An 11713-nucleotide genomic window follows, 5' to 3' on the forward strand; every position below is an offset into this window, starting at 1 on the left:
ACGATCTTGCACCGAACCGGACCTGACGCACCGCCATGTCAGTGCATGCCGGCCGAACTCCCCTGGCGCTGCCCGGTGTTGTCAGCGGACAGAAGGGGCTGGGCGTGCAGCCGGCGACGCTTGTTCAACAGGGCGGCGGTCCGGGTCAGCACCATGGCCAGGGCCATGAAGACGAAAGCGTTGGAGTAGACGTCCTGGCCACTGAGCTTGTAGTCGATGCTGAAGCGGATGATGCCTTCGCTGAACCAGTGCTCTGAACCGTAGGCGAAGAGGACACGTGCGGCGGACAGCACGGCCCATACGAGCGCGTAGCCGATGCCGCCCTTGGTGTAGATCTCCCCGGAGGCGTCCCGGTGGGCGGGGAGCAGTGCCGCGGCGACCAGTCCGCAGATGACACCGGCGCCGATGCCCGCGAGCTGGAGTGAGGGGTCGTTGCCTTCGACCGGCAGCGTGTGCACGAAGAGGGCGAGGACGATGACGACCGCGAGGATCGAGCGCAGCATCCGCATGTTGGTGACCTGTCGGGTGCCGAGGTCGGTCGAGAGAATGATGATCAGGATCGTCCCGCTGGCGATCAGTGCGGTCAAGAACGGGCTCATGTCGTGTGCCTCTTCCTCTGCTTGGGCCGTGCCTGTCGTTCGGCACGCGGTGCTCCATGCCTCTTCACCTGCAACGCTAGAGTTCGGGCGGGGGACGCGGGGACAACTGACCAGTGGGTTCGGCTGTCAACCGACCGGTGGACACTGCGTGCGCCGCCGGGCCGGACGGCCGCGCGCGTGCCGCGCCCCGCGAGGGTGATAGGACTTGTCGGGTGAGCACTGAAACCCGGGCGGCTGAGGCGGCCGAAGGCCCGGAACACGCCTCCGAGGCCGGAACCCGGTGGTTCGGCCTGTGGGACGCCTTCTTCGCGGTCTCGTACGCCGTCACCACCGTGATGCTGTTCACCTCCGCCGGTGAGCAGGTCCACCGTGCCGTGGCGATGGCCGCTCTCACCCTGGCCGTGCCCTGGTACGCGGCACTGGGCCGCAGCGCGATGCTCCAGCAGGGCCAGGGGCACGGTCAGCGCAGCATCGTCTTCTCCATCGGCCTGTTCGTGCTGTTCGCGGTGGCCGTGGTCTTCGACCTGGCCGCCTCGTTCGCCCTGTTCGCCGTGGTCCCGATGCTGATGATGAGTCTGGCGACGTCACCGGCGATCGCCGTGGTGATGCTGGCGAATCTGATGCCGGTCATGGTGGTGTGGCTGCGCGGCGGCGCCCTGAACCGCGACATCCTGGCCGTCCTGCCGACCTCGCTCCTCGGTATCGCGCTGTCGGTCATGCTGGGGCTGTGGATCACCCGCGTGACCCGGCAGAGCCGGGAACGGGCCGGACTGATCGAGGAGTTGCACCGCAACCGCGAGCATGTCGCCCGGCTGTCGCGCGAGGCGGGGGTCGCCGCGGAGCGCGAGCGGCTGGCCCGGGAGATCCACGACACTCTCGCCCAGGGGCTCACCAGCATCATCGGCCTCGTGGAGGCAGCCGAGACCGACTTCACGGCCGACCCGGACCTGGCGAGGTCCCATCTGGGTCTTGCGGGGCGTGTGGCCCGTGAAAGCCTCGCGGAGGCCCGCGAGTTCGTCACCGAGCTCACTCCGCCCGCGCTGCGCGAGTCCTCGCTGGTGCAGGCGGCACGGCGGCAGGCCGAGGGCCTGACGGCACAGACCGGCATGCGGGCGGACGTCACCGTCGAGGGCGACGAGCGGGAACTGCCGATGGCGCTCAGCGTGGTGCTGCTGCGTTCCCTCCAGGAGGCCGTCGCGAACATCCGCAAGCATGCGGGCAAGGCGGGCGCGGCCGAGATCCGGCTGGTGTACGGGCGGGACACCGTGCGGCTGGTCGTACGGGACGACGGCCCCGGATTCGCCGTCACCGAGGACCAGCAGGGATTCGGGCTGCGCGGTATGCAGACCCGCGCACAGGACATCAGCGGGGCGGCGACCGTGGTCAGCAGCCCGGGGCGGGGCACCACCATCGAGGTGACGGTGCCCGTGCCCGCGGACGGAGAGGCAGCCGATGAGTGCTGACCAGACGATCGGCGTGATGCTGGTCGACGACCATCCGGTCGTACGGGAGGGCCTGAGCTCGATGCTCCGCTCCGCCGACGGCATCAGCGTGGTCGGACAGGCCGGCTCCGGCGAGGAGGCGATCACGACGGTCGCCGGGCTGGCGCCCGACATCGTCCTGCTCGACCTGCAGATGGGGGGCATGGACGGGGTGGAGACGACCGGCCACCTGCTGCGCGCCTGCCCGTCCGCCAAGGTGGTGATCGTGACGACGTACGAGAGCGACACCGACATCCTGCGGGCCGTGGAGGCGGGCGCCGCGGGCTATCTGCTCAAGGGCAGCTCCCGCGACGACCTGGTGCAGGCGGTGAAGGCGGCGGCCCGCGGCGAGACGGTCCTGACGCCGTCGCTGGCGCCCAAGCTGTTCCGTGCGCGGGCGGTGGAGCCGCCCGCGCTGTCGGACCGTGAGCGCGAGGTGCTCCAACTGGTCAGCCTGGGCCTGACCAACGCGGACATCGGCCGCCGACTGTTCATCAGTGAGGCGACGGTGAAGACGCATCTGCTGCGCTCGTTCAAGAAGCTGTCCGTCTCGGACCGGACGGCCGCCGTGATCACGGCTCTGGAGCGTGGCCTGCTGTCCTGAGCCGTCGGTGGCGGCACCGGACCGATGGAGGCGTACCGGAGCGTCCGATGGGGCGCGGCGCCTCCATCGGACGGCTCCGCTACGCCTGCGGGCTCAGGATTCTCAGGCGATGCCCGGCAGGCTCAGGTCCGACAGCCGCGCGGGCAGATCGCGTCGCCGCTTCACCTTCAACTTGCGGTATATGCGGGTCAGATGCTGCTCGACCGTTGAGACGGTGACATAGAGTTTGGTCGCTATCTCGCGGTTGGTGTGACCGCGGGCCGCCAGCAGCGCCACGCGCGCCTCGGCCTCCGACAGGACCTCGACCTCCTTGGGGGGCTCCGCCTCCCCGCTGGCCTGCCCGCCTGCCTCGCCGTCGCCCTGGCCGGGCATGAACTGCCGGCACAGCGGTTCCGCGCCGCAGGACTTGGCGAGGTGCCAGGCCTTGCGCACGAGCATCCGCGCCCGGTTGAAGTCGCCGAGAGCGCGGTAGCCGCGGCCCAGCTCCCCCAGGGCCACGGCCAGCTGGAGCCGGTCGTCGCCCTCCTCCAGGGTCTCCACGGCCTCGGTGAGCCGCTTGAGCCGGACCTTGAGGTCGCCGCTGGTGCGGGCAAGCACGAGGAGGAGTGAGCCGCGCGGCCTGCTGCCCGCGGGCCCCGGCTCGCGCTGCTTCTGCTCCTCGGCGTACTCGCGGGCGCGGGTCGGGTTCCCGAGGGCCAGCCACGCCTCGGCGGCGTCGAGCCGCCACGGCACGAGCTCCGCGGCGTCCATGTCCCAGGCCTGCATCAGCTCCCCGCAGTTCAGGAAGTCGCGCAGGGCTGCGTGGTAGCGGCCGGTCGCCAGGTGACAGCGGCCCCGGGCCCTCAGGTAGTGCAGGCCCGACAGGGTGTCGAACATGGCCTCCGGCACGGGCTGTTCGAGCAGGCTCAAGGCCTCCTCGTGATGGCCCATCTGGATCTCGGACTCCACGAGGACGGCCAGCGGTAGGGCGATGCCCACGCCCCAGCTCTGCAGGGAGATCCTGGACATCGCGTGGCGGGCCTGGGCCGCCGCGCCTGGCAGGTCGCCCTGGCGAAGCGAGATCTCGGCCCGCACCACACCGAGTGCGGCCTGCCAGGTGGGGGCGTTGCGGGCGGAGCACTCGCCGAGCAGTCGCTCGCACCAGGCGAGCGCGAGGTCGAGGCGCCCTGCGTAGACGACGGCCAGCAGCGCGAAGACGAGGGGCTGGAGGGTGCGGTCGCTGAGGTGGTAGCGCTGGAGCACCCGGGTGGCCTCGTTGACGGCAGCCTCGGCCTGCCCACCGCGCAGCGCCGTACGGACGGCGTCGGCGGCCTGGACGTAGGCGTTGTCGGGCAGGTCGTACGGGATGCTCGCGAGCCCTGCGACGGGCGGTTTCCCCGGCGCCTCTGACAGCGTCGTCCGCGGCGGCTCCACGGCGTCGAAGAGGTCGCGGACCGGTGGGCTGACCATCGAGAGCCAGCTCTGTGCGGCTGCCAGGGTGCCCGGGTCGTACGCCGGGGCCCGGTCGGCGTCCTGCGCGTCCCGGCCGGACCTGTCCAGCCGCAGTACCGCCTCGCCCGCTCCCCGGGCCTCCCCCATCCACACCAGGCACGAGACGGCCTGCACGAGGTCACGGTCGGCGAGCCGGCCGGCGGCGAGCTCGCGGGAGAGCTGCCGCAGATGCCCCTCGGCAGCGGCGGGGCTGCTGCGCCAGACGATGCTCACCAGCCGGGACTTGAGTGCGGCGTGGCGAGGCCCTTCGGGGCAGGAGGCGACGGCGAGTTCGCCGCACCGCAGGGCGAGTTCGTGGTCGTCGTCGACGAGGGCGTACTCGGCCGCCTCCTGGAGGACGGGGATCGCCCAGTCCTCGACGTTCTTGGGGGCGGCGAGGAGGTGGCGGGCCACGTCGAGCGCGGCGGCGCCTTCCTGGTGCAGCAGTCGCGCGGCGCGCAGGTGCAGGGCGGACAGCGCGCCGGGCGGGGCGGCTTCCAGGACGGCGGTGCGGGCCGCGGGGTCACGGAAGGCGCCGTTGTGCAGGACGGCGCACCGGCTGAGGTCCTGGAGGGCCTGCTCGGTGGCCTTGACGTGCAGGTCGACGATCCGGCTGAGCAGGACGGCCGAGCAGGAGTCACCGAGTACGGCGACGCCCCGGGCGACAGTGAGCAGTTCGGGCTCGCCGCGGTGCAGGCAGTCGAGCATGGCGCGCTCGAACATCTCCGCTGGGGCGAGCCGCTGGAAGGGCTCGCTGTCCCCCAGCGCCGTGAGGCCGTCGTCGATCAGCGCCTTGACGAGGAGCGGATTGCCGCCGGTGGTCTCCTGGCACTCGGCGGACAGGCGTTGCGCCGCCGAGGCCGAGAAGTGTTCCGCGAGGAGGCGTGTGGTGCCGCCGGAGGTGAGCAGGGGAAGCCTCAGGCTGGTGCAGTTGGGCTGGCGCTGGAGTTCGGCGTGGAAGGCGAGTTGCGTGGGCCGCAGCCGTACGGCTTCGGTGAGCACGATCAGGACGCCCGTCTGCCGCACCCGGCGGGCGAGGCACAGCAGGAAGGCGAGGGAGAGTTCGTCGCCGTGGTGGACGTCGTCGACGGCGATGACGACGGTGCGGTCCCGGGCGATCCGCAGTAACGCGGTGGAGACATGGGGCAGGAGGTGCATACCGGCTTCGACCGCGCCCTCGGAGTCCGTCGTCTCGGCAGAAACGCGGTCCAGCAGTTCGCCGGCGTAGGCGTGGACTTCGGGGGACAGCGCTGCGGCGCTGTCGAGGATCCTGCGCAGAATACCGAAAGGCAGATAGCGCTCGGCGCGGGATCCCGCGGCTTCCAGGACCAGCGCGCCCGCGGAGATGGCCTCTTCGGTGAAGGTTTCCAGCAGGCTCGTTTTCCCGCCGGCGACCGCCCCGCTGATCACGGCGACGCGTCCTCGGCCACGCATTGCGCTGCCGAGCATTTCGTTCAGCGTCTCCAGCTGCTTCTCGCGCTCGACGAGCCTTGCCGCCACTGACTTTCCTTCCCCCGAACTGTACGACTTGCGAAAACGTCACGACGGGACCGGCTGCGCCCGGCGAGGGCGCGGCGGTGCCGCGTGGTGTGCGGTGCACGGCGCGCGATGCATGGGGTGCACCGCCCGGCCGTCACCGCGGCCTGCCCCTTCCGGTCGCCATCGGACTGCCGTTGGTCATTCGGCTCCCCTGTTCCGCCGCTGCCGCGGACGTTGGCGCGGGGCGTGCCGGGATTCCCCGGCCCGGTCCACAACGCTTTTTCAGTCCTTTCCAGCGGCTGCGGAGAGTTCTTCAGAAACGATCTTCATGATCTGTTCCTGATGATTCGCCAAGAAGAAATGACCACCCGGGAAACGATGCATGTCGAATCCACCGGCGGTGTGCCCTTCCCAGGCATCCGCTTCTTCCCGGCTGGTTTTCGGGTCGGCATCTCCGGTCAGCACCGTGACAGGAGCGCGCACGATGTCATCGGCAGCGGCCCGGTAGTTCTCGATGGCGGTGTAGTCGCTGCGGATCGCAGGCAGCACCATACGGAGAATTTCCTCGTTTCCGAGAATCTTCGCATCGGTTCCACTGAGCTCGCGCATTTCGGCCACGATGCCGTCGTCGTTGCGCAGATGAACCGTCTCGTGGCGGAAACTCGAGGGTGAGCGACGGCCCGAGGCGAAGATCCGTACCGGGGCGGTGCCGTGGTCGCGCTCCAGCCTGCGCGTCACCTCGAAGGCGAGAACGGCACCCATGCTGTGGCCGAAGAACGCCAGTGGGCGATCGAGCCACGGCAGGAGTTGGCTGGTCAGCGCGTCTGCGTAGGCTCCGATGTCGGTGATCCCGGGCTCGTCCCTGCGGTCCTGCCGGCCGGGGTACTGCACCGAGAGGACGTCCACCGCCGGGGCCAGAGACTGCGACATGGGGAAGTAGAAGGAGGCCGAGCCGCCGGCATGCGGCAGACAGACCAGTTGGATCGGACTTTCGTCCGAAGCGTGGTAGCGGCGAACCCAGCGACTGGTGTTTTGCTTTTCAATCAACGGACTGAAACTCCCTGTTCAAGCCCCAGATGCCGCGCGCTTGTTCGACGGCTCGAACCTCTCCGCCACTTACGCACGCGCGTTTCGGTATGGCCATGTCTAGCAGAGCCGCGAAAGACGGGAGTACCCCTACTTCGCACCCCTACTTTGGCTGGAACCCCCCGGTCCACAGCCCTGACCTGGGCTTGGGGCTTCAGATGCAAGGACGCGGCCCCTTGGCCCGACGGGGAGCGATGCGAGCCCCGGTTCGACTCTTCTCCACCGATGGATCCGGTACCGAGATCCAGGGATGTGCAACTTCTGCACCATGGCTTGAAACGGGCTCATCGGCAACTTCACGAAATCGCTATATCTTTACCTTCGCTTTGCGGATACGGCGACGGCCGCGCATGCTGTCGTCCAACGTCGGCCCGTCCGCTCGGGCCCGGAACGCAACTGACCGCACGCCCAGTAGTGTGCGCTGGGCGTGCGGTCGGTGGGACGTTGCCGTTCGGCTACTTCTCGGAGGTACGGGAGCCGGATCCGCCGGGCTTGGCGGGCGCCCATGTGGGCTTGGCCCCGGCGTCGGACGGCTCGGGTTCGGCGAGTGTGAGGCCCCAGGTGTCGTCCTCGCCGATGCGCGCCTCGATCTCCTTGATCTGACCGCTCTTGGCGAAGTACAGGACCACGACCTGCCGTGTGGAGCCTTCGTCGTAGAAGTCGGCCGTCACCTCTCCCTGCGCCCCTGCGCCGAAGGCTTTGACCCAGTTGCGTGCCGTGGCGTCCGCGGACCCGTCGTCCACGGCCAGGCTCGCCAGCGCATCGGCATCACCGTCGGCCAGGCGCCATACGGCCTTCTGCACCACTTCGAGGCTCCCCCGGGAGGGATATCCGACGACATGCAGGGGCGGGTGATTGGCGTAGTCGCTCTGGTAGTCGAGGGACTCGTCCGCCGTGCAGGCCGTCAGGAGAACCCCAGCGGCCCCTGCGGCCACGACGAGGGCCGGCAGCTTCAACCTCAGTGCCATGATCAGTTCCTTGACCGCGGGTGAAGGATGATGACCCGCTCGATGTAGTTGGCCTTGTTGCGGTACCGGGCGATGGCGGCGCTGAGCGTCGTCTTGGACACGCCCCCGTGCTGGCGGAGCCGGAGCGAGTGCCCGGTGCCCACCACGACGGCCGCGTGGTTGTAGACCCGCTCCTTCTTCCACTTGAACATGACGATGTCGCCGGGCTTGGCAGCGTAGGCCTTGACCTGCTTGGCCCCCCGGTAGCCGATCATGTGCCTGCGGAAGTTCTCGGCACCGGACCAGGTGTAGCTCTTGTTCTTGATCGTGCCGAAGAGGTAGTACTGCTGCCACCAGGCGCGGTCGTGCTTGCGCCCGCCGCTGCGGGTCTTCATCCCACCGCCGTAGTAGAGGGCCTTCGACACGAAGTTCGTGCAGTCCTGGCCGTACTCCCACTTGGTGTTGATGTTGCGCGAGGCCCAGGTGGCCGTCCCCGAGCCGGAGACGTTCGCGGCCCGCACCAGGGCCGCCGGGGCCGCTCGCGGCGCCGCCTCCACCGGGAATCCGTCGGCGTCGAGGGCGATCGGCTCGTCGGGCACCTCGCTGACCGGACCCTCGGCCTCCTCGGCCACGTCCAGCCCGTTCTCGGCGGACGCCGACTCGGACAGGACCGTCTCCGCCGCCGGCGCGTCGGCCTCCAGATGCAGGATCGGCGCGCCGCTGTTGGTGCTGAAGGTGAACCGCTGCTCCTGTCGCCCCTCCTCGGTCTCGTTCGTGGAGCCCTCGGTCAGCACGGCCTTCTCGTCGACGGCGGCGCGCAGGAACACCGTGCCGTTCTCGTCGGCGCCCACCAGCACGTCGGACATTGTGGTGGAGGTGTCCGTGTACCGGCTTCCGTGCCGGGCCAACGCCTCCCGGGACTCGATGAGTTCGGTGGCCTGGGCGCCCAGCAGATCCTGGAACGAGGCACCGCGCGAACTCGCGGCGAGAGCGTCGGCGGCCGTCGGATACACGTTGCGGAGAATTCCACTGCGCGCGTCGACGTACTGCTGCACGATCTCGCGGTACACCGCACCCCCGGAGGGCACGGCCACGGCGGTCTTCGGCTCCGAGGTGACCGCCGGTCCCGTGCCGTGCGCGGTGCGCGCCGAGACGGCCACGCGGTAGGCGGCGCCGTTCTGCAGTCCGTTCACCACGACGCGGGGGTCACGGCCGGTCACCTTCGCGGCCTCGGTCCCGTCCGCCTTCGTGACGGCCACGGTGTACTCCGGGCCGTCGGTCGCCGAACCCAGGTCCTGCGGCGTGTTCCACGTCGCCAGCAGCCCGCCGTCACCCGCGGTCACCCGCAGGTCCTGCGGTGCGCCCGGCGCCGTGGGAACCACATAGTCGATCACCAGCCGCGGCCGCTTCGCCGTGTCGGGGGTGCGGCCCGAGTGGTACGCGACGGTGGAGTCACGGTCCGCGGTCGGCAGCCGCAGGGCCACACCCTCGCTCGTCCCCTGCTCCAGCCAGGACTGCACGACCGGAGCCAGGTCCTGTGTGTCGGGCAGCGCGGCGTCCGCGAACGGCTCGTCGTCCAGCAGGCCCAGCAGGCCCGTACCGGTCTGCGGGGACGCCCAGGGCTCGAAGAGCTGGTACGTCTCGACGGGCCGCTGCTTGCAGGTTCCCGTGCCGCACTCGGCCGGGGAGAGCGCCAGACGGGCTCGGACGATCCGGGCTCCCGCGGGCACCTTGCTCAGGTCCGGCTTGAGCCACGCGACCCGCTCGGAGGCGGCACCTTGGCCGAGTGTCAGCCGGGTGTCCCGCACGGCCGGGCAGCCGCCCGGGGCGCAGGTCTGTCCGGCCACGGCCACGGTGGCATCGTCGAGCGAGGCGCCGCTGAGGACGACGGTCACGGTCTGCGGAGCCTTGGGTTGCGACCCCGCGTCGGCGGTGAACTCCTGCTCGTACGACCAGGCGGAGCAGCCCGCCTCGGTGCAGGCGCGCATCGCCCACAGGTAGGTGGTTCCGTCGCGCAGCACGCCGTCGGGTATGCGCGCCGCCGCGCGGTGGCCGCTGTCCACCCATGCCTCGGGGACGCTCGCCCCGGACAGTGGCTTTCCGTCGGCGTCCCGCAGTACGAACTCCGCCCGCACTCGGCCCTGTTCGGGGCTGGACACCAGACCGGAGAGCAGCGGGGTGAGCGTCCGCGTGGCTCCCGACTCCAGCGCCTGCGGCATGTCCGGCAGACCGCCGGGCCTGCGGCCGGTGTTGACGGTGAAGGTGGCCCAGTCCGACCAGGCGAGGTTGAAGTGCGTGCCGTCGTAGGGGCTGGTGCGGAAGTGGTAGGTGGCGCCGTCCTTCAGCAGCCCGTCGGGCAGGGTCACCGCCGCGGCGCGCCCTGACTCCACATAGGGCGAGACGAGGTAGTCGCCCACCCGCTTGCCCGTTGCCGCGTCGACGACCTCGAAGGTGCCGTTGATCCGGTCACAGTCCTTGTCGGAGAAGGTGTCGCGCAGCGTCGGCGTGGTCGTGCTGACCTGCCAGGTGCCCGAGGCGTCCTTGACGAACGGAAGACCGGCCTGCCGGTTGTTGCCGGAGCGGGGACGGAAGTTGTACGTGACCGTCAGCTTGGGCGGGTTGCTGGTCGCGTTGGCCGAGTTGACCCGCTTCCACTGGGCAACCGCCGATTCGTCGGCGGCGCGCAGACCCATGCTCGACTGCGGCGCCTTCGCCGACGCCCAGGACTGTACGAGCGAGGTCACATCGGCGTTGATCCAGCCGTCGGCGCCACAGGCGGTGTTGCCCTTGGTCTCGGAGGATGTCGCGGACTTGTCCTGCATCGCGGGCCGGTTGGTCCAGCGGCTCGCCGTCGAGGCGCTCTCGGACGACCAGACCTCCCATGGCTGCGGCTTGCAGTCGGTGTTGGCCGAGTGGAAGTTCCACAGGCTCAGCTCGGCCTTGCTCACCAGGGCGTCCGCGAGCGGTGCCGTACCCCAGGTGATGTACGACTGCGCGGTGCGCGGAGTGCCGTTGGCGTTCTTGGTTCCGGGGTTGCCGAAGTCCAGTTCGGTGTCGGTGGACCAGTCGCGGGTCTCTCCCTGCTGGACATAGGTGTCGAAGACGTTGCCGAGCGCGGAGGTCGAAGGGTCGACGGTGACCGGGTACCGGGTCCTGGAGTCGGCGAGGAACCGGGCGTCCGGGGTCACCACCAGGTCGACGGACGAACCTTTCTGCTGGACCTTCATGGCGACCGGGACACGACGGGTGTGCTCACCGGAGCGTTCGTCGACGGTGGCGTCCCACATCACCGGCGCGGGCATCACGGCCCGCTGCTGTCCGGTCCTGCGGTCCGTGAACAGCACGCTGCCGTCGGCCTGTTGGCGTGCCCGGAGGCCCCTGGCCCGAAGGGGGAGGGTGTAGCTGTAATCGCCTGCGGCCGGGCGCCGCTTGATCTCGACGTACTGCTCGAAACCGGTGCGAGTCGCCTCGACGACGACGTCCGCTCCGGGTACCGCGTCGGCGTACGTGGCACGGTTGCCCTCCAGCGAGGGTTTCGGCAGTCCTCCCTTCCACTGGAGGGTGACCTGCCGCTCCCCCTCCCCGAGGGTGACGAGATCGCGGGCTCCGGCTTTCCGGGTCGCGCTGAGAGAGTTGGCGGGGGTGCCGCCCTTGCCGCCGAGTGTGAGCGCGGCGGGGTGGGCCTTGGCGGCGATCGTCCCGTCGCTGCGCTCGGTGAGGTCGGTGTCCACGCCGACCCAGTCGCCGTCACGCTCGAACCGGATGGGCCCGGCGGTGAGCTCGGTGGTCAGCGACCCGTCCTGGTTGACCCAGGTGGTGGTGGTCTCGGTGCGCTCGGAGAGGGCTTCCACCCGATGGCCGTCACGCTTGGCCACGACGAGGGCTGATGCCACATCAGGGGCGCTGTGTACGACGGGGGTTGCCCGGCCGGCGAGCCGGCCCACGGACTGGACGGGCGATGCGACGGCGGAGGCGGATCCGGCCAACAGGACGGTGGTCAGGGCCAGAACTGTCGCGTTACGCGGGAGTCTGCTTGCTATGACTGTC

General features: G+C 70.1%; 7 protein-coding genes and 1 pseudogene. 2 read left to right on the forward strand and 6 right to left on the reverse strand.

The window, feature by feature from the left end; genetic code table 11:
• Positions 1-38: 38 nt before the first annotated feature.
• Positions 39-599 carry a hypothetical protein gene (locus OG293_RS07585; protein WP_405997999.1) on the reverse strand — a complete coding sequence of 187 codons (561 nt, stop codon included), beginning with the start codon at positions 597-599 and terminating at the stop codon, positions 39-41.
• Positions 600-811: 212 nt separating this feature from the next.
• Here OG293_RS07585 and OG293_RS07590 point away from each other — a divergent pair, with 212 nt between their 5' ends.
• Both OG293_RS07590 and OG293_RS07595 read left to right on the forward strand, forming a co-directional pair.
• Positions 812-2062 (forward strand): sensor histidine kinase, encoded by a 1251-nt coding sequence (locus OG293_RS07590; protein ID WP_405998000.1) that lies wholly within the window; start codon positions 812-814, stop codon positions 2060-2062.
• Positions 2052-2684 (forward strand): response regulator, encoded by a 633-nt coding sequence (locus OG293_RS07595; protein ID WP_405998001.1) that lies wholly within the window; start codon positions 2052-2054, stop codon positions 2682-2684. The genes OG293_RS07590 and OG293_RS07595 overlap by 11 nt, the downstream gene beginning before the upstream one ends.
• A gap of 102 nt (positions 2685-2786) precedes the next feature.
• On the opposite strand, the gene OG293_RS07600 is transcribed toward OG293_RS07595, so the two are convergent.
• From OG293_RS07600 to OG293_RS07620, 5 genes and pseudogenes are all read right to left on the reverse strand, one after another.
• Entirely contained in the window at positions 2787-5654 is a 2868-nt protein-coding gene (locus OG293_RS07600; RefSeq protein ID WP_405998002.1) for an AAA family ATPase, read from the reverse strand.
• 261 nt (positions 5655-5915) lie between these two features.
• Entirely contained in the window at positions 5916-6680 is a 765-nt protein-coding gene (locus OG293_RS07605; RefSeq protein ID WP_405998003.1) for a thioesterase II family protein, read from the reverse strand.
• A 494-nt stretch (positions 6681-7174) separates the two neighbouring features.
• On the reverse strand, positions 7175-7687 hold the full coding sequence (locus OG293_RS07610) for a hypothetical protein (protein ID WP_405998004.1): 513 nt from the start codon (positions 7685-7687) through the stop codon (positions 7175-7177).
• Between the two features lie 2 nt (positions 7688-7689).
• Positions 7690-9885, reverse strand: coding sequence for an amidase domain-containing protein (locus tag OG293_RS07615; RefSeq protein WP_406003532.1), 2196 nt, complete (start codon positions 9883-9885; stop codon positions 7690-7692).
• A gap of 27 nt (positions 9886-9912) precedes the next feature.
• Positions 9913-11673, reverse strand: a pseudogene (locus OG293_RS07620) (DNRLRE domain-containing protein); the annotation flags it as partial.
• Positions 11674-11713 lie beyond the last annotated feature (40 nt).

This window comes from Streptomyces sp. NBC_00829, assembly GCF_045161795.1.
GTDB lineage: Bacteria > Actinomycetota > Actinomycetes > Streptomycetales > Streptomycetaceae > Streptomyces.